Source organism: Aquiflexum sp. TKW24L (assembly GCF_023502205.1).
Classification (GTDB): domain Bacteria; phylum Bacteroidota; class Bacteroidia; order Cytophagales; family Cyclobacteriaceae; genus Cognataquiflexum.
In genome coordinates, this window is record NZ_JAMFLG010000001.1 from 40,776 (window position 1) to 58,754 (window position 17,979).

Consider the following 17,979-nt stretch of genomic DNA (forward strand, 5'->3'; position numbering starts at 1 on the left):
CATGACAAGGAAGATTCTATTCATGTTTCTAAAGTATGATTGGCACTAACCCCCAATCTTCAATAACCCAATAACTTAATCTCTAATTTAATAATTTTTCAATCTCTCCCACTACCTCTCCATCACTACCTTCTTATTGATCCTTCCTCCAAGAAATATAACCCTCCCCCCAAAACCAAAAAACCATTGACCCTTTTCGGCCAAAGGCTTTTCTTCATTTATAATTCTTCGGAATCTCTAATTTTCCAATCCTCCAATCCTTTCAACTTTGAAACATTAAAACCTTGAAACTTCCTTAGAAATCTTCCAATTTTTCAATTTTCAAATCTTCCAATCCCTAATTCACAATCTTAATACTCCCACTGCTCACTTTTCCGGTGACGGTGCTGGAGGCGCCATTGTTGAGGGTAAGTTTGTCGTCGGAATTCTCTTCCCCTACCCTGACGCCGCCGCTGTTGGCTTTGAGGTCAAAGTTGAAGGCCTTAAGGTCAGAAGATGTCTGTATGTTGATGCTGCCGGAGTTGGCCTGAAGGGAGGTCCTGCTGCCCAATCCGGAGTTTTCGGCATTGATATTCCCCGAACTTGCGGTCAGGTCTCCCAATTCTGTGACGTTGATGAACTTCATGCTTCCGGAGTTGACTTTGCCATCTACTACCCCTTTGACGTCTTCCAATTTGAGGCTTCCTGAGGAAGCGACTGCATCGATATCTCCTACCACCTCCTTGAGTTCAATACTTCCGGAGTTGACCTTGGTATTCACTTTTCCGGTGAGCGCCTCTCCCTTGATACTTCCTGAGGAGGCAATCAGGTTCATTACGCCGACTTCGAGCGCCGTGGCTTTGATGCTGCCTGAGTTGACTTTCAGGTCGATGACGTCATGGATGACATTGAGAACTTCGATAGAACCCGAACCGTTGACCAAATTGAGTTTGATGTCTTCAGGACCGGTCAGGCTGATGTATCCTTCTGTCTGATTGCCAAAGTTCCAACCTATGTCCTGGTCACCAATCACTTCGATGATGAGTTTGGAACCTGATTGGCGGTAGGTGATTTCCATACCCGAACTCTCTGCAGCTTCAAGGTAACCGTTGAGGTTAACGTCCGTTTCTCCCGATTTTCCTTCGTAAGTTACTTCGAGATACTTTCCTTCCAATTCTATTTCTTTGACACCTTGGAAGGTTTCTTCATAGTCGTGGGTGACGGTTTTCTCCGGTGCATCGCAGGATGCAAGGAGAAAACCTGTTCCCAATAATACGCCAAGTGATTTGATTCCCTTATGCATTGCCACTAGTGTTAGGGTTTACATTTGGGAAAAAGTTGCTATTGTTAGACATCATGGATAGCGTCTCATGTGCCACCTTGATGTTGAATTCGTATGCAAGACTTTTGTAATTGACCAAGTCTACGATGGTACCGATAAAGCACAATCCAAGGGTGAAGATGTAGAGGATCCCCAATCCGACCTGTCCGAGGATAAAGCGGTGGAGTCCTGCAAATCCGAAGAAACCGAGCAAGCAAAGGATCAATACCATTTGGTTGTCTTTTCTTCTGGCGCGATATACTTGGGCAAAGAGATTTGCCTGATCGTCATCCATATTTTTCAGGATTCCCTGAATGTAACCCAATTCCATACCTTCAAGCTCCGGAAGGTGTCTCAATACATTAGCCATAGTGATTAGTAGTTTTTAAGTGTCTGATTAATTCGAAAATGCGGTAACCGATCGCGCCAAAGGCAAACATGGCTAGCGGATGCATGGACCATGATGCTGCAATGTCCCCTTTGGTCAGCAGACTCATGGCCCGACCCAATCCACATCCCGGACACCAATGGAAGCCTAGGTTCTCCAATGGGCAAAGGGTGAAGTGTTGGGCGCCATAAGGGTCAATCAACAGAATCCCGATGAGGGCTCCGATCCAAAAGACCAATTCTAAAGGGAATGTGCGGATGAGGGTACCGATTCTTTTCATTTGATACTCAAAGTACGAAAAGAATGCCACAAGGTAAAAAGGCCTGTTTTAACCAAAATTAACGTCTTTGGAAATTGTCCTGACACGTACACGGACAAAAAAGTGTTCGGTTATGGACGCTTTGGAACTGGGATGCTTAATTTGAGTTCCTTGCCGAATTGGGCTTTACTTTGTTCCAAAAACTGGGTTCGGGTTTTCTGATACGAAGGATTTCCTCCGCTTTGTTTCAAAAAGTTGAAATCCAACACCAAAGCATAAACACTTTTGGGGAGTTTTGCTTTTTCTTTGATCCCCAATACGCCCGCTACTTCCTTTCCTACAAAGTAAGCCACCAATGTTTCAGACAATGATGACAAAGCAGCATCTGGAATAGCCTTTTCATAAAAGCCGAGCAAAGACTTGATCAAGGTATTTCCGGCCTCCGAAGGTCGGACGTGACGTTTGCGGATCAGTTTTTCCAATTCAAAAGATTCCTTGGCTGTTTCCGGCCAATAGGCAATATCAATTCCCAAATAATGGCCGATGACTTTCCAATAATGCAAAACAGCTTCGTGTGTTTCCACACCGGGAAAACGGTTGAGCTTCTCCATTCCCCGCATCACCATGAGGCTAAAGGCAAGGTTGGTACCGATCATATCTTCCTGATTGATGGGCAATCCCCAATCTGGATTCCAGTCTTTGGCGTATTTGGATACAAAATACCTACTGAAGGCATGGATTAACCTCACCTTTGCGATGGTCAATAGCGACTTATTCTCATGAACAAATGTTCCGGGAACAAAACAATCCAACAAGAATAAGGCTGTTTCGGAAAGCCGCATGCCTACTTCATCGGTGATTCTTTTGGAGCGGACAAGGACTTGAGCACCATCTGCGAAAGCATAGCAGTAAGGCAAGGAGTAAAAGCCCAAAAGTGACAGGTAGAGATTTCCCTCTTTGTCAAAAAAATCCTGAGAAGCTTTGATTTTTTCGGGGGAAATAAAGTCAGGCTGATTATGGAAAAACTGAATAAAGGTTTTCAATTCCTGTGGAAAATTTACCAATTCTTCTCCTGTAGGAAGAACTTTCCAAGAATTGATTTTTTCGCACCATTCAGGTTGGTTGACCAAGAACCCAACTGCAATATCAGCCAACACGTCACCGTTAGACCTGAGTGTATCTAGGTTCTGATTGGTATATAAACTTAATTTTCCCACCTTAGTCTAACCCTGATTTTGTAAATTAGTTTCCGAAAACTCATGCTTATGCGTCTCAAATTACGATTATCCTTTATCTCGCTCTGTATTTTACTGTCAATCAATGCTTTTGCCCAAGGCAGTTTTGACCTGATTGCCATAGACCTCAAAAAATCCAATGGAAAACTGGTTCTTGATTACAATACTATAACCTTGATTACCGACCGGCCCTTGTATGACAATCAGCCTGCTTTTATCAATGACATTCAAATGGCTTTTTCGGCGGTAGACGAAAAGGGCAACAACGACATTATCATTTACAACTTTGAAAAAGACAAGTTTACCAACCTCACCAAAACTCCTGACAGGAATGAATTTTCGCCTTCCCTGACGGATTGTGGTTTGTATGTATCTGCAGTCACAGTAGAGCCTGACGGCAAGCAGCGGCTTTGGCTCTATCCAACCAATTTTGGGGAACCGGAATTGTTGTATGACGACATCGAACCGGTGGGTTATTACGATTGGTATGACAATAAAGCCGCCATGTTTGTCCTTGGTCAGCCCAACAAGCTCGTCTATCCATACAGCAAATCAGAGCTGGTCACTATCAGCGAAAACGTCGGTCGCTCGGTAAAGAAAAGACCCAAAACCAGCATCATTACCTATATCGACAAAAACGTCAGCAAAGAAGTGGACGGGGTGAAATCCTATGCCATCAAAGGATTTGACATTGAAAAAAGAGCTTATGTCGATTATGGTTTCACTTTTCCCGGTTCGGAAGACTTCATTTGGTTGGACAACCAGCTTATTCTGATGGGAAAAGGGGATGACCTGTATATCCGAAAACCTGAAAAAGAGGATTGGGAAAAAGCCGGTTCCATTATCTTGGAAGGCTATCAAAACATTACCCGAATGGCCTATTCTGACAAATTGAGGAAGTTGGTGATGGTGATGGAAAGGGTTAGGTAGGTAAGTGGTAAGAGGTAAAAGGTAAGTGGTAAGAGGTAAAAGGTAAGTGGTAATAGGTAGAAGGTTAAAGGTTGAAAGGTATGGACCTGCTATCTGGCCGTATCTAAATTCCATCAGCAATTTAAAACATCCAGTATTTTCCTGATTCGTTGGCAGGCTTTGCGAGAAGGATAATGATGAATACAGCCGAAAGGATCAAAATTCCGAATAATAAAGCAAACATGGATACGGTTTTGGCCCTGTCAAATACCCTGACTCTTGCCTGTACGATATGTTGTAATTTTAACTCATGGTACTTGACTTTTGGGAATTCCAACAGAGGTCGTTCTGGAGTGATATAGCCCGAAATACTTTGGTTTGACTTCTTTTCTACCAAAAAATAAAGCTCTGACTTGTCCACCAAAATGATGTGGTATTCTTTGTTTTCCTGAAAAGGCACCAAGGTATCATATCCGGAAAAGGAAACGTGGGGAGGTAGGTTGTATATCTTGGACAAGTCCTCGTACTTGGTACAAGACAAGGAAAAAAGTCCAAAAAACAGACAGAAAAGTTTTAGTTTGGCCCCCATAGTTCAAGTCGTTTTATTTACCTGATAAAATTAAAAAAAGCCCTTCACTTGAATAGGGCATTCCAAATTTTTAATAATTGATTTGGGCCAAAGCAATTTTATATTTTAGTAAAAATCAGTTTAACTTCCATTTTAATCTATAATAGACCTGAATTTCATCTATTAAAAAAGACACAAGATTCAAGACTTGGTTACTCGGGAACAATGACAACAATTACAACCACTACAACAATTACAACGACTACAACAATGACAACAAAGAAAAAGATATCCCCGTAGTTAAAATAATCCTCTTAAACAATGTACTACCTCAGTCAAATCAACCTTCCTTCAGGGTCTCAATCCTATTTTCCTTTTACCTTACCAGCATTTAGGGAGTTGGGGTCAATGTCATTTACTACCCCTGTTACGGTGTTTGTTGGTGAGAATGGATCAGGCAAATCTACTTTGCTTAAAGCATTGGCAATCAAGCTTAACCTTCCAGCAATCGGAAGTAATGATCTAGAAAGAGATGAAACGTTGCAGGGAGTAAAAGCATTCGGTGAAGCCATCATAACTTCATGGAAGAAGAAGGCTTACAGAGGTTTCTTTTTTAGGGCGGAGGATTATTTTGGATTTGTAAAGCGTCTCCGCAATTTGGATCAAGAACTGAAAGGCGACATTGTAGATTTTGAAAAAAGATTGAGCGGCACAGGGTTGAAGTTGGCCGTCGGCGCGGTCCATGGTCAAAAGGAAGCTTTGCTTCGCAAATACGGGGACCTGACAGAAGTCTCTCATGGGGAAGGGTTCTTAAAGGTGCTTCAGGGCAGACTGCAGGCGGAAGGAATCTACCTGATAGACGAACCGGAAGCGGCACTTTCTCCGCAACGACAGTTGGCACTATTTTCTTTGATCAAGAACCTCTCCGAAAATCACGGTTGCCAGTTCATTATTGCCACCCACTCTCCTATTCTGATGACCCTACCCAAAGCTACTATTTATCAGTTTTCAGATTCAATCCAAAAAGTCAAGTATGAGGATACCGAACACTTTACCATCATGAAAAACTTCCTCAACAACCCTGATGCATTTTTGAGGTATTTGTAAAGAATTATAAATCAAAAAAGTCAACCTTAAGAAAAAGCACCTCCAAAGGCCATAATATAGAGCACAAATGCAAGGGCAGCTGCTCCTAATGGAATCCCAAGTGTTTTACCCAAACTGAATTTCTTGAGCTCAATTTGCTGGATTTCCTCTAAAGGAATGGAAGAATCATAATGTTTGAAACTACCCGAAGCAGCGGAATCACGATGGATTTCACCAAAAATCTGACTATCCTCCACCCTTTCAAATACTAGGTAAACTTTAGAGCCATCTTTTTTGGTGATCTTGACCTTATCTCCAGGTTGGAGGGTTTCCAAAGGAATTCCGGAGGTTTTATCTGGTCCTGAAGACTCAACCACATTTTTGTAGGAGGTGCAGGAAAACAGCGAAAAGCTGAAAACCAAAATCAAAACAACATTAATTTTTAAAATGCTTTTCATATTGCTGAGGAAAGTAACAGACATAGACGAAATAAACGGAGCTTAGAAATCTTAATTAAGTGCCTTCTAATAAAGTTAAAAGTATACTTGGTTTCTTTTTGTTTTTATTTCCAATTTTTCAAAATTACCTTAGCTTTTACTTTTTACGGACAAGGATAAAAATATCAAAATCATATTCAAACTGCCGATTTCAAATTATCGATCGGAAAAAAAATAAATAAGACCGGAATATTGAAATCTTGTTGATTGAATAACTCTAGTCAACTGAGTCAGTTGACAATTTTGCTTTTATTCAGAACCTTCCGGAATACCATTCTTGCCCTTGATTCTTGAAGCTAAGTACATTATTTTATCTATTGATTGCCGGTAAATAGAATACTAAAAGTATAACTCCTGATATTGCCCAAAGTACGACTGCCCGTAAATCCTTTCTTAAAACTTGCACCTTTAAAATTTTTTCCAAAGGGATATCTAAATTATAAGGTTCTGTATTTCCTGCAACTTTATAGTCCACCCAGACTTTCCCACTAAGGATTTTTTCCTCAAAAGAACCGTAGAGCATATAATACTTTTCTCCTGTGGTAAGTTTTACTAGTATTTTCTCTCCCTCTTTAATTTTATCAAATTCGCTTTCTGCAACAAAAAACCCCTCTTGGTTTTTACAAGTTTTTGGATCCAGTTTTTCAACATTTCTATAGCTTTTGCAGCTAACTGTCAGTATGAAAAATATCAAAATCAAATTCAATCTGCTGATTACAAATTTATTTTTCATAATCTTTTTGTAAGTAATAAGAAAAAGACAATTGGCTTTATTTCTTCATTTTTGGTTTACCTTATAAGTGGGATTAATTTTAGTCAAATAATAGGTTTGCCTTCAAGTTTTTATCCCTGTTGCTTGCATTAATTTAAATAGATAGGATCAGTTATATATGCAATAATTATTATTCCTAAGAATGCCCCTGCGATACCAATCGTCAATAAACCTGTACGGGAGAAATTAAAACTTCTAACAGTAATTTCTTCTATTTCACTTATCGGAATTCCAATCGCTTTGGTTGGCACTTTATTTCTGTCATTTTTATTACTCCCCCATGTATCCCCATAGACGACCCCATCTTTGAATTCTTTGAAATACAGATATTGTAGTTCTCCATTTTTTTTCAATATGCTTACCCTACTTCCCATTTTTATTTTATACAAATCCCGGTTTGAGAACTTGGGCTTTTCATCATTTTTTAATTTGCGACTTTTACCTATTTCTTTGACTTGGCTTATTCTTTTGATTGGAATCGAAAAATCATGAGGGTCAACCTTTTTCAAATTATAAGCATCCCTGAAAGCCTGTCCATAGAGCATTCCTTCAGATGCACTTGAAAATAGAATATCTTGGCTGTTTTTGGTTTTATCCGTCACCCTAATTTTATCTCCTTGAGCCATACCTTCAAAATAATCCCAAGATAGGGTGTCAGCCGCATCAAGGCCCAAAGTTAGCGGTCTCGATATATCATATAGATTAGTGTATGTGACACAGGAATTTGAGCCAATCAGCATTAAAGCAAAAAGCAACAGGGATGTCCTCTTGGATTTCCTTAGCGTCCTTGTTTTTTGAAATGGTAAAGCGCTCATAAATTTTTGGATTAATCCAAATTTATGAAAAGTAAAAAAAGGAATGAAAAAATTTTAAACTTAAAAGCAGCAATATTTACTAATATAATTTTTCAATTTAGGATTTTTTACTTATCTGCATTTATCAAAATTATGTAAAATATGTCCTATGATGAACTAGTTGAATAGGTATCTTCTATCATAGGACTATGATGTAACTGAGCTCAAGTCAAGCAGTTGCCTTTATGGCCCTTGAATAAAATAAATACTAAGCACCTTCTTAGATTCGCCTTTCCCATCAAGGCGCCATCATCACGTACTCATACGTACTTTGCAGTCCAAGAGGAATCCCCAATGTCCAATACAACAACAAGAATAAGGTCCAGGTCACGAGCAACACGATAGAATACGGCAACATCATGGAAACCAAAGTTCCGATCCCGGTGGACTTGACATACCGTTGGCAAAAGACGACAATCAAAGGAAAATAAGGCAGCAAAGGTGTAATGATATTGGAAACGGAATCCCCTACCCTATATGCCGCTTGGGTCAAATCCGGTGAGATTCCCAACTGCATCAACATCGGCACAAAAATCGGACTGATCAAAGCCCACTTTGCAGAAGCCGAACCCACCAATAGATTGACAAAGGAAGTCAATATCACAATTCCAACTATGGTAATCTGGGAGGGAAGGTTCATCGATTGAAGGAAATTAGCACCTTTCAGAGCAGTCAGTGCTCCAATATTGGATTTTCCAAAAGCATCAATAAACAAAGCACAGAAAAAGGCCATCACAATATAATAAGCCATACTTCCCATGGCCTTGCTCATGGAAGCGACCATGTCTTTCATGCTTTTGTATGTCCCTGCTGCAAATCCATATATTAAACCGGGAATCCAGAATAATATAAATATCAAGGGCACTATGGATTTCATTAACGGTGCATCTCTTGATGTGATCTCACCCGTGGCATCCCTCATGGCAGAATCCTGTGGCAAAGCCCAAAAGAAAAGTCCAATAATACAAAGGAACATGATTCCAAAAGCAATCCAAAAAGCCATTTTCTCCCTTTCATTTAGGATTTCTATTTTTGGAATATCCTCAAGATTATCGTCAACAATCACATTCTTATTTAATCTTGGTTCTACCACACGGTCAGTAAGGAACCAGACTACCATGACCACCAGCAAACTTGAAAGGCCTGTGAAAAAGATATTGTTTAAAGGATTAAGCACAATCTCCGGATCAATGATCTGAGCGGCAGACTGCGTAAAGCTTTGGATTAAAGGATCAATACTTGATGGAATAAAATTGGCACTGAATCCACCGGAAACCCCAGCAAATGCTGCTGCTATCCCTGCAAGGGGATGTCTGCCTGCGGCATAAAAAATCACACCTCCCAATGGAATCACCAAGACATACCCCGCATCCGCTGCAGTATGACTCACGATAGCCACCAAGACCAAAATCGGTGTCAACAACATTTTTGGAGTCACACCCAATAAAAACTTCAAGCCAGCATTGATAAACCCGGAATGCTCCGCCACACCCACACCCAACATAGCAAGCAATACCACTCCCAAAGGTGGGAAATTGATAAATACTCCCGTCATATTGGCAAAAAAAGCGGCAAACTGGGTCCCTGTCAGGAGGTTTTGAACACGGAGTTCACCCCCACTTCTTGGGTCCACCGCACCAAAGTCAATGGGTGAGAGTAAGGCCGAAAGCAGCCAGGTAAATAGCATCAATATCAAAAAGAGGATGGCCGGATCAGGAAGTGTGTTTCCTGCCTTTTCTATAAAATCCAAAAATCTGTCCAAAAAGGTTTTGGGTTTTTTCTCGTTATTGCTCATAAACAATTAAATTGGGGTTTGATAAAAATAGTAAGCTTTTACAATTATCATATCATTTCCCTCCTTCTTTCTCTGATTTAAAATGTCTGTAAACCTATTCTCCCCTCCTGTTGAAATCAAAAAAGAACTTAAAAACTTCTGTGCCTTTTTGGATAAAACTATTCCCGCAAAAAAACTTGATAAAAATGTCCTTATCTGCACCTGGAACATCAGGATGTTTGGTGACATCACCATGAAATGGCAGTCGGGTGATACAGACAGCCCCAAACGGGATGCCCATGCCCTGCTTTGCATTGTCGAGATCATCAAAAGGTTTGACATCATCGCCGTCCAGGAAATACGCGGCAATTTCAAAGGATTGAGAGAAACTATGCACCTGCTCGGGTCAGACTGGAGCTTTTTGATGACAGATGTCACCGCAGGATTCAAAGGAAACAATGAAAGACTTGCCTTTATCTTTGATACCCGCAAAGTCAGATTGTCCGGGCTTGCCTGTGAGATCGTTATCCCGGATGAGGTTTTAGAGAATAACAAAGCGATCGGAGAAGGTGCGTTGCAAAGACAATTTGCTCGGACTCCCTATGGGGTAAGTTTCAAGGCCGGGAAAAGTACCTTTGTTTTGTTGACGCTACATGTTCTTTTTGGATCCAAATCAAAGGATAGGGTTGGCGAGATCCAAGCCATCGCTGACTGGATTTATGATTGGTCAAAAGAAATGGCTTCATGGAACCATAGCCTGTTGACCTTGGGAGATTTTAACCTGATGAGAAAGGGAGATCCAACCTTTGATGCCTTTATCTCCACCGGACTTTTTATCCCGGATGACCTTCAGCAGCAAGACAGAACCGTATTTAAAAAAACAAATACATTTTATGATCAAGTTGCTTGGTTTGAAAATAATCTCAACCTTACATATGTTCAGGGGGGAACAGTTGATTTTCGCGACCATGTACTCAAGGATAGGAACTATACAATTTCTCAATTATCTTTCAGGCTTTCTGATCACTTTCCACTTTGGACTGAATTTCTTACACAATAAAACAACCTATGATAACCTCAAAAAAAAACTACCTATTTGCTTTCATTACTATCTTTTTTGCTTACCAAGCCCAGTCTCAGGAAATGGACAGAGGTAGCGTCGTCGTGAAAAACGCAACATTGGTCAAAGTTGGAGAAGGCTACACCTTTACGGAAGGGCCTGCCGTCCACCGGACAGGTGATGTTTACTTCACAGACCAACCCAACGATAAAATTTATAAATGGTCTGCAACCAAAAATGAAGTAACCTTATTCCAAGAGGGTACCAAAAGGTCAAACGGCATGTATTTCGATAGGAATGATGTTTTGATTTCATGTGCAGATTTGGAAAACCAACTCATTGCCATTGATGATAAAGGAAATTCGAAAGTCTTGATTGAAAATTTCAAAGGAAAAAGGCTCAATGGCCCCAACGATGTCTGGATCGCCCCTAATGGTGGCATGTATATCTCTGACCCATTATACAAAAGAAAGTGGTGGACCGGCAGAAGTCCGGAAATGGAACAGGACGGCCAACACCTTTACTATTTGGCGCCGGACAGAATTCAGTTTTTCAGAGTGGATGAAAAGCTCGTCCAACCAAACGGTTTGGTGGGAACACCCGATGGCAAGAAACTGTATGTTGCCGATATTGGTGATAAAAAAACATACGTCTACGAGATCGAAGAAGATGGTTATCTTAAAAACAGAAAGCTTTTTTGCGAAATGGGCTCGGATGGAATGACAATCGATAACAAAGGCAATGTCTACCTCACCGGCAAAGGCGTCACAGTCTTCAATCCAAAAGGGGAGCAGATTGCATACATTCCTGTTGAAGAAAGTTGGACAGCCAACGTAGTCTTTGGAGGTACGGAGCGCAAAACTCTCTTCATCACTGCCTTGGATAAAGTCTATACATTGGATATGAAAGTTAGGGGAGTTTGGTAATAGAATTGGAAAATTGGAAAATTAATTTGTCCACGGTCGACGGTCGACAGTCCACTGTGGACACTTCAAAATCATCAAATCACTCAACTTTTCATAATCCCTTAGACTTATTTTGGCCAATGCAACTGACTTCTGCTACTGTTCTTCCCATTCACCGGGACTGTTTACTAAACACTGCAACTGCCTACTTCGACTGCTTACTGCACTAAGACTGTTCACTGATAACTGCTTACTGCGACTGTGGACTACTACCACCTAATCTCCCCTATCCCCTTTTCTTTGAGATATTCATTGGCTTTGGAAAAGTGTCCACAACCCAAAAAACCCCTGTGAGCAGATAGTGGGCTTGGATGTGGTGCATGGAGTTTGAGATGCCTTTTCTCATCGATAAATGAGGCTTTCTTTTGTGCATAGGCACCCCAAAGCATAAAAACCACATGTTCTTTGTTGTCTGCTATTTTCCGGATTACCGCATCTGTAAACAGTTCCCATCCTTTGTTTTGGTGGGACCCTGCTTGATGAGCCCTGACAGTAAGCGTGGCATTCAAAAGTAAAACGCCCTGATCAGCCCATTTGGCAAGGTCACCATTTGAAGGCATTGGATTTCCTAGATCTCGGTTGATTTCTTTAAATATATTCAGAAGGCTGGGGGGGAAAGGAATACCCTCACGGACCGAGAATGACAGGCCATGTGCCTGACCCGGACCATGGTATGGATCCTGCCCCAAAATCACAACTTTCAAATCCTCTAAAGGACAATGGTCAAAAGCATTGAAAATCTCTTTACCTTTAGGGTAAACCACTTGGTTCTGGTACTCTGATTTAATAAAACCTGCTAGATTGGCAAAATAAGGTTCGGAAAATTCCTCATCTAGAAGATTTTTCCATCCTGCTTCAATTTTAACATCCATTTTTGTATCGTACTTCCTAAATGATTTGGAATTAAGACAAAGTTTTCGAATTTTTATATCCCTAATAATAAAAAGAAATGGTTACAGCTGTTACCCAAGGAATTAAAGTCACTGTTGAAGTCACCTATCAGGCCGAATTTTCCAGTCCGCACCAGCATCATTATGTATTTACATACAAGGTAAATATTGAAAACAATAGCCCCCATACCATCCAACTGATGAGAAGAAAGTGGGAAATTTTTGATGCAGGTGATACCACCAAAACTGTAGAAGGTGACGGTGTTGTGGGACAGCAGCCCATTCTCGAGCCGGGCCATTTGCATGAATATGTTTCCGGCTGTAACCTCAAATCAGGATTGGGAAAAATGAGAGGTTCCTTCTTTATGGAAAAGCTTTTTGATGGAAAAGTCCTTGAAGTAAAAATTCCTGAATTTCAGTTGATTGCAGATATCTTTGACAATTAAATTTGAGGCAGCACTTATTTCCTCTTCTTGCCTACATAAAGTATTGGCTTGTCAAAGAAGACCAATACGCAATCCAATCACCCTTTGTTTTTGATATCTATAATGGACTTATCGGTCATGTCCAGCAATCTAAGGACAAAGACCTCGACATTGAGGAAATCAGAAAAAAACTACTGGCAAGTAAAGAAATCTGCGAAATTGAGGATTTTGGAGCCGGCTCCAAAAAATTAAGAAAAGCCACAAGAAGGATTTCATCCATTACAAAATACAGTACAAGCACTCGTAAATATTCCCTGCTATACCAATTTTTCTGTTCTAAAACTCCTGCTGAACAGGTATACGAATTGGGAACTTGTGTAGGGCTAAATACCCGATACCTTGCCAATGTCACCAAGGGAAGTTTATTTACTTTTGAAGGAAGCCCTTCACTTTGGAAAAAGTCCCAAGAATTCCAAAAACCCCAAAACACTCATTTTGTCCTGGGAAACTTAAAAAATTCACTTCCTTATTTATTAGATAAAAACCATCCGGTAGATTTCGCCCTATTAGATGCTAACCATACTTACCAAGCCACTTTAGCGTATTTTGAGCTTTTATTGCCAAAAATCCAAGAGTCCAGTATTATAGCCATCGCTGATATCCATTGGTCAAAAGAAATGAACCAAGCTTGGGAAAAAATCAAATCCCATCCCCGGGTAGTCATCAGCTTGGACTTTTTTGAATGCGGTGTTTTGATTTTTGACAACACACTTACCAAATCACATTATATTTTACATTATTGACTTTTCTGAAGTATGAAAAATAATTCATGTCCCTGTCTGGCAGGAATAGAATTATAGCATTCTTCCATTTTCAGGATATGGAATTCTTTTTCAAACAGATTCTTATATTCACCAAACTCCCCACCAAAAGGAGGTCCCGGGTTTTGAAAATGTCGGTTGAACAATAGCCCCACCAATTTCCCGCCTGGTTTTATAAGCGATTTCATCTTCTTTACATATTGGGGACGAAATTCCGGAGGCAAAGCACATAAAAAGGTCTGCTCAATAATCAGGTCATACTGTCCTGAATGGTCAAAAAAATCGATGTGGTGGATTTGGCTTCTTGGAAAATCAGGATTGGTAAAATGAAAATTTTGCAAAGGAAAAAAAGAAATATCTAAAATGTAAGTATTCAAAAAGCCTTTTTTTAAAGCATATTGTGCCTCATATCCATTTCCTGCACCGGGAACAAGTATTTTTAACCTGAAATTTTCAATCTGGTCTAAATATTGCTTTATTGGTTCCGTAATTTCACCTACATCCCAACCAATGGAATTTTGTTGATATCTTGAAGTCCAATAATCTTCAGAAAGGATATTTGACATTAATTCACTAAATTAAAATTTCTACAATTTAATCATCTATGGAAACTACTCCACAAAAAAACACCAAAAAAGACAATGGGAAAAACATCCTGATTATTGTCTTATTAATCCTGATCGTTGCAAGCGGTATCAAACTGTACACTGACCACCTAGACAAAACGAGAAAATCCGAAGAAATTCTAATCCTTTCAGAAGAAAACAACGAGCTCAACCGTAGGATTGATTCCATGAATTACCAACTTGACCTTAGAATTCAGGAAATCACCAAATTGGGAGGCGATATCGCTGCCTTGGAAGAAATCAAAGAGCAACTCACCCGTGAAAGGAGTCTTGACAGAAAAAGGTCTACAGAAGAAATCGCTTCGTTAAACCAAAGAATAGCCGCATTCTCTAAAACAATGCAGGAAAAGGATCAGGAAATCCTCAGGCTGAGAGAAGTCAATGAGCAGCTTTTCACCGAAAACACCGATTTGAAGACCACACAAGTTCAGATCCAAGAGGAAGTGGCCCAGCTGAATGTCAAGCAAAAGGAACTACAGGATAAAGTTGACATAGCAGCTAGATTAAGGGCGGAAAACATCAGCATTGTCGCCCTCAATTCTCGTGGCAAAGAAAGAGAAGATGGTTTCAAAAACAGACAATTGGAAAAACTTCGGATAACCTTCAACCTCGCAGATAATAAAGTAGCAGAAAAAGGTGCAAGGGACATTTACGTTCAGATTATGGCTCCAAATAACCAACCTATCTTTGATGTTGCCAAAGGCTCAGGTACATTTTCGGTCGGTGGAAGGGAGGAGTTCTTTACCGTTCATCAGGACATCCTTTTTGACAACTCTAAGCAGACTTTGACATATTTCTACGAAAAAGGCACCAAATACAATCCGGGAATCTATGAGATCAGGATTTATGCTGACGGATATCAGATTGGAACCAAGTCATTTGAAGTGAAATAATCAGGTATTTTAAAGCTATTATTTGGAATAAACAGGACAAACAACTACTTTTGCGGTCTGTTTATCAAAAATAAGCTTAAAAAAATAAAATCATGTTCCAAAAAAATTATGAAACGGTATTCATACTAACTCCCGTTTTGTCTGATGTTCAGATGAAGGATACCGTAGACAAGTTTGTAAGCTTGTTAAAAAATGAGGGGGCAGAAGTCATCAATGTTGAGAATTGGGGTCTAAAGAAATTGGCCTATCCTATTCAGAAAAAAAGCACCGGTTTCTACATTTTAATTGAGTACAAAGGTGATCCATCTTTGGTCAAGAAATTGGAAATTGAAATCAGAAGAGACGAGAAAATTCTCCGATTCCTGACGACAGTTCTTGACAAGCACGGCATTGCTTACGGAGACAAAAGAAGAAAAGGTGAATTTAACAAAAAAACTGAAGCAAAGGAGGAGCCTGTATCATGACACTCAAAAATGAACCAATCAACAGAAACGATAACAGGAAAAAATACTGTCGTTTCAAAAAAAGCGGTATCAAATATATCGATTACAAAGACCCTAACTTCCTTTTGAAGTTTGTCAACGAGCAGGGCAAGATTCTTCCAAGAAGATTGACAGGGAATTCAGCTAAGTTTCAAAGAAAAGTGTCCAATGCCATCAAAAAGGCAAGACACTTGGCATTATTGCCATTTGTAACTGACGGTTTGAAATAGTACATCTTTGTTCATTTATCTTTAAATAGTATTACAATGGAAGTTATTCTTAAAACAGACATAAAGGGACTTGGATACAAAAATGACATGGTCGAAGTAAAGCCAGGTTATGGTAGAAATTACCTCATTCCTCAGGGATTTGCGGTATTGGCTACAGGTTCCAACAGAAAAATCCTTGCAGAAAACGTAAAGCAAGCTGCCCACAAAGCAGAAAAAATCAAAACAGCAGCCGAGGAATTGGCTACTAAACTAGCCGAAATGACTTTGGAAATCAAAGCCAAAATCGGTGAATCAGGTAAAATCTTCGGAAAAGTAACAACCTTACAGGTTTCTGATGCATTGGCAACCAAAGGAGTGGAAATCGACAGAAAGAAAATTTCTATCAATGTGCCTGTTCAAGGTGCAGGAGAATTCGAAGCTGAGGTTGACCTTCACAGAGAAGTGAAAAGCAAAGTGAAATTTGTTGTTGTAGCTGAATAAGCAAAACAAAAAATACAGTAAACAAAAAAGGCTTTCAAATCGAAAGCCTTTTTTGTTTTGTTTTGATTAATTCAAAGCGATTTTTTCAAGATCTTCTACCAATTTCTTGGCTACAGCCTTGCTGTTTTCTTCTCTTTTGGCTTTCAATAATTCCAAAGCTTCTTTGCTTTTTGCAATAACCCCGACAGGATTGTTGTCATATTGGAAACTGTTCCAGCACCAAGATAATTCAGAATGAAGCTTCTCGCCCAAGTTCAATTTTTCAAGTTTTTCCAAAGTGGAAACAATGGTTTTTTCAGAAATTTTTACTGACATGATTATAATTGTTTTGTTAAATAATGTAATTTCTTTTTTCAAATTCGAGTGCAAAACAATATATAATTTTCTATAAATACAATATAATCAGATATTTAGTAACATTAATTTAAATTACAATCGATTTCGATATAATAATTGGTGGGTTATTTTTGATTCTTGTCACTATATTTAATGCAACTTATCAAGGAATGGAAAGAAAGCAATCGCTTCAAGAAGAATTTGCCAACAGCATCACCCATGGTTTCGGGATTTTATTCAGCATCATCGCCATCGCATTGTTGGTCACTTTTACCGTACTTAATGGGTCAGCCATCCATATTGTCAGTTGTAGCCTTTTTGGAGCCTCCATATTGTTGTTATATACCTTTTCTACCCTTTACCACGCTACGCCTCCGGGTGCCATCAAAACTTGGCTGAGAACCTTTGACCATATAGGAATCTATTTCCTGATTGCGGGAACATATACACCATTTTTACTATTGGCCGTCAAAGGGATATTAGGCTGGGTTTTTTTTGGGATCATTTGGGGACTTACAGTGTTTGGTATTATTTTTAAAATATTCTTTACTCATAAATTCCAAAAAGCTTCACTGATACTCTACTTGGGTATGGGTTGGATGGCAGTCTTCCTGATCAAACCCCTGCTGACTACCTTGAGCACCCCTACCCTATTTTTAATTGCGGCGGGAGGACTCAGCTATACCCTCGGTACCATTTTTTATACCAGACCCCAAATGCGCTTTGGTCATACCATCTGGCACCTATTTGTCTTGACCGGTACAATCTTACATTTTATAGCGATCATGAACATGATACTGGTCGATAACCTATAAACTTTTTGGGCTGACATTAAAGCATTTAAAATATATACTCAAAAAATCTTCAGTACCCTACTTGCATAAAAAGGAAAGTACCCCTACATTTGTGACACCTTTCAAAAAAGGGGTGAATTCAATTAAAAATTGGCCGATGGTGTAACTGGCAACACGTCTGATTTTGGTTCAGAAGAGTCCAGGTTCGAAACCTGGTCGGCCAACATAAGAGCAGCTCAAAAGGCTGCTTTTTTTATTTTCATTCATATGGATTCATTTTCGAAATCCAAACCCAGCTTCCCCCTTTACCTGAAATTCACTTAATTTGCAATATC

The 17,979-nt window shown here is 39.7% G+C and carries 23 protein-coding genes and 1 tRNA gene; 12 read left to right on the forward strand and 12 right to left on the reverse strand.

Features of this window, described 5'->3' with window-relative positions; translation table 11 throughout:
• Positions 1-337: 337 nt before the first annotated feature.
• The 4 genes from M3O96_RS00145 to M3O96_RS00160 form a co-directional block, all read right to left on the reverse strand.
• The gene (locus M3O96_RS00145; protein ID WP_249717369.1) at positions 338-1,282 is read right to left on the reverse strand and encodes a DUF4097 family beta strand repeat-containing protein; all 945 of its coding nucleotides are present in this window, start codon (positions 1,280-1,282) and stop codon (positions 338-340) included.
• On the reverse strand, positions 1,275-1,670 hold the full coding sequence (locus tag M3O96_RS00150) for a TM2 domain-containing protein (protein WP_249717372.1): 396 nt from the start codon (positions 1,668-1,670) through the stop codon (positions 1,275-1,277). Before M3O96_RS00150 ends, M3O96_RS00145 begins: the two co-directional genes overlap by 8 nt.
• A complete protein-coding gene (locus M3O96_RS00155; RefSeq protein ID WP_249717374.1) occupies positions 1,663-1,968 on the reverse strand; it encodes a DUF2752 domain-containing protein in 306 nt (101 codons plus the stop codon). The genes M3O96_RS00150 and M3O96_RS00155 overlap by 8 nt, the downstream gene beginning before the upstream one ends.
• Before the next feature lie 110 nt (positions 1,969-2,078).
• Complete coding sequence (locus M3O96_RS00160; RefSeq protein WP_249717376.1) at positions 2,079-3,164, reverse strand: oxygenase MpaB family protein; 1,086 nt, start codon at positions 3,162-3,164, stop codon at positions 2,079-2,081.
• Positions 3,165-3,212: 48 nt separating this feature from the next.
• On the opposite strand from M3O96_RS00160, the gene M3O96_RS00165 reads away from it, so the two are divergent.
• The gene (locus M3O96_RS00165) at positions 3,213-4,112 is read left to right on the forward strand and encodes a hypothetical protein (RefSeq protein WP_249717377.1); all 900 of its coding nucleotides are present in this window, start codon (positions 3,213-3,215) and stop codon (positions 4,110-4,112) included.
• A 121-nt stretch (positions 4,113-4,233) separates the two neighbouring features.
• Here the strand turns inward: M3O96_RS00165 and M3O96_RS00170 are convergent, their stop codons facing one another.
• Positions 4,234-4,680, reverse strand: coding sequence for a hypothetical protein (locus M3O96_RS00170; protein ID WP_249717380.1), 447 nt, complete (start codon positions 4,678-4,680; stop codon positions 4,234-4,236).
• Between the two features lie 300 nt (positions 4,681-4,980).
• On the opposite strand from M3O96_RS00170, the gene M3O96_RS00175 reads away from it, so the two are divergent.
• Complete coding sequence (locus M3O96_RS00175; protein ID WP_249717384.1) at positions 4,981-5,766, forward strand: AAA family ATPase; 786 nt, start codon at positions 4,981-4,983, stop codon at positions 5,764-5,766.
• 26 nt (positions 5,767-5,792) lie between these two features.
• On the opposite strand, the gene M3O96_RS00180 is transcribed toward M3O96_RS00175, so the two are convergent.
• From M3O96_RS00180 to M3O96_RS00195, 4 genes are all read right to left on the reverse strand, one after another.
• Positions 5,793-6,203, reverse strand: a complete 411-nt coding sequence (locus M3O96_RS00180; RefSeq protein WP_249717387.1) for a hypothetical protein — start codon at positions 6,201-6,203, stop codon at positions 5,793-5,795.
• Between the two features lie 349 nt (positions 6,204-6,552).
• Complete coding sequence (locus M3O96_RS00185; protein ID WP_249717390.1) at positions 6,553-6,975, reverse strand: hypothetical protein; 423 nt, start codon at positions 6,973-6,975, stop codon at positions 6,553-6,555.
• Between the two features lie 128 nt (positions 6,976-7,103).
• Positions 7,104-7,688, reverse strand: a complete 585-nt coding sequence (locus M3O96_RS00190) for a hypothetical protein (RefSeq protein ID WP_249717394.1) — start codon at positions 7,686-7,688, stop codon at positions 7,104-7,106.
• Positions 7,689-8,106: 418 nt separating this feature from the next.
• Positions 8,107-9,663, reverse strand: coding sequence for an AbgT family transporter (locus M3O96_RS00195; RefSeq protein WP_249717399.1), 1,557 nt, complete (start codon positions 9,661-9,663; stop codon positions 8,107-8,109).
• 82 nt (positions 9,664-9,745) lie between these two features.
• Between M3O96_RS00195 and M3O96_RS00200 the strand changes: the two genes are divergently transcribed.
• Both M3O96_RS00200 and M3O96_RS00205 read left to right on the forward strand, forming a co-directional pair.
• Positions 9,746-10,702, forward strand: a complete 957-nt coding sequence (locus M3O96_RS00200; protein ID WP_249717402.1) for an endonuclease/exonuclease/phosphatase family protein — start codon at positions 9,746-9,748, stop codon at positions 10,700-10,702.
• A gap of 8 nt (positions 10,703-10,710) precedes the next feature.
• Positions 10,711-11,628, forward strand: coding sequence for an SMP-30/gluconolactonase/LRE family protein (locus M3O96_RS00205; RefSeq protein WP_249717404.1), 918 nt, complete (start codon positions 10,711-10,713; stop codon positions 11,626-11,628).
• A gap of 248 nt (positions 11,629-11,876) precedes the next feature.
• On the opposite strand, the gene ung is transcribed toward M3O96_RS00205, so the two are convergent.
• A complete protein-coding gene (ung, locus tag M3O96_RS00210; protein WP_249717406.1) occupies positions 11,877-12,539 on the reverse strand; it encodes a uracil-DNA glycosylase in 663 nt (220 codons plus the stop codon).
• Between the two features lie 77 nt (positions 12,540-12,616).
• Here ung and apaG point away from each other — a divergent pair, with 77 nt between their 5' ends.
• Entirely contained in the window at positions 12,617-13,003 is a 387-nt protein-coding gene (gene apaG / locus M3O96_RS00215) for a Co2+/Mg2+ efflux facilitator ApaG/CorD (protein ID WP_249717409.1), read from the forward strand.
• A 2-nt stretch (positions 13,004-13,005) separates the two neighbouring features.
• On the forward strand, positions 13,006-13,785 hold the full coding sequence (locus M3O96_RS00220) for a class I SAM-dependent methyltransferase (RefSeq protein WP_249717412.1): 780 nt from the start codon (positions 13,006-13,008) through the stop codon (positions 13,783-13,785).
• On the opposite strand, the gene M3O96_RS00225 is transcribed toward M3O96_RS00220, so the two are convergent.
• Positions 13,779-14,369: a methyltransferase domain-containing protein gene (locus tag M3O96_RS00225; RefSeq protein WP_249717417.1), complete on the reverse strand. Its 591-nt coding sequence runs from the start codon at positions 14,367-14,369 to the stop codon at positions 13,779-13,781. The genes M3O96_RS00220 and M3O96_RS00225 overlap by 7 nt on opposite strands.
• Positions 14,370-14,407: 38 nt before the next feature.
• On the opposite strand from M3O96_RS00225, the gene M3O96_RS00230 reads away from it, so the two are divergent.
• From M3O96_RS00230 to rplI, 4 genes are all read left to right on the forward strand, one after another.
• Entirely contained in the window at positions 14,408-15,322 is a 915-nt protein-coding gene (locus M3O96_RS00230; RefSeq protein ID WP_249717420.1) for a DUF8428 domain-containing protein, read from the forward strand.
• A 92-nt stretch (positions 15,323-15,414) separates the two neighbouring features.
• Complete coding sequence (rpsF, locus tag M3O96_RS00235) at positions 15,415-15,786, forward strand: 30S ribosomal protein S6 (protein WP_249717423.1); 372 nt, start codon at positions 15,415-15,417, stop codon at positions 15,784-15,786.
• A complete protein-coding gene (gene rpsR / locus M3O96_RS00240) occupies positions 15,783-16,034 on the forward strand; it encodes a 30S ribosomal protein S18 (RefSeq protein ID WP_249717425.1) in 252 nt (83 codons plus the stop codon). Before rpsF ends, rpsR begins: the two co-directional genes overlap by 4 nt.
• 36 nt (positions 16,035-16,070) lie before the next feature.
• Positions 16,071-16,514: a 50S ribosomal protein L9 gene (rplI, locus tag M3O96_RS00245; RefSeq protein ID WP_249717426.1), complete on the forward strand. Its 444-nt coding sequence runs from the start codon at positions 16,071-16,073 to the stop codon at positions 16,512-16,514.
• A gap of 66 nt (positions 16,515-16,580) precedes the next feature.
• On the opposite strand, the gene M3O96_RS00250 is transcribed toward rplI, so the two are convergent.
• On the reverse strand, positions 16,581-16,829 hold the full coding sequence (locus tag M3O96_RS00250) for a hypothetical protein (RefSeq protein ID WP_249717428.1): 249 nt from the start codon (positions 16,827-16,829) through the stop codon (positions 16,581-16,583).
• Between the two features lie 191 nt (positions 16,830-17,020).
• On the opposite strand from M3O96_RS00250, the gene trhA reads away from it, so the two are divergent.
• Positions 17,021-17,665, forward strand: coding sequence for a PAQR family membrane homeostasis protein TrhA (trhA, locus tag M3O96_RS00255; protein ID WP_249717430.1), 645 nt, complete (start codon positions 17,021-17,023; stop codon positions 17,663-17,665).
• 130 nt (positions 17,666-17,795) lie between these two features.
• Positions 17,796-17,868 (forward strand) — tRNA-Gln (locus tag M3O96_RS00260).
• Positions 17,869-17,979 lie beyond the last annotated feature (111 nt).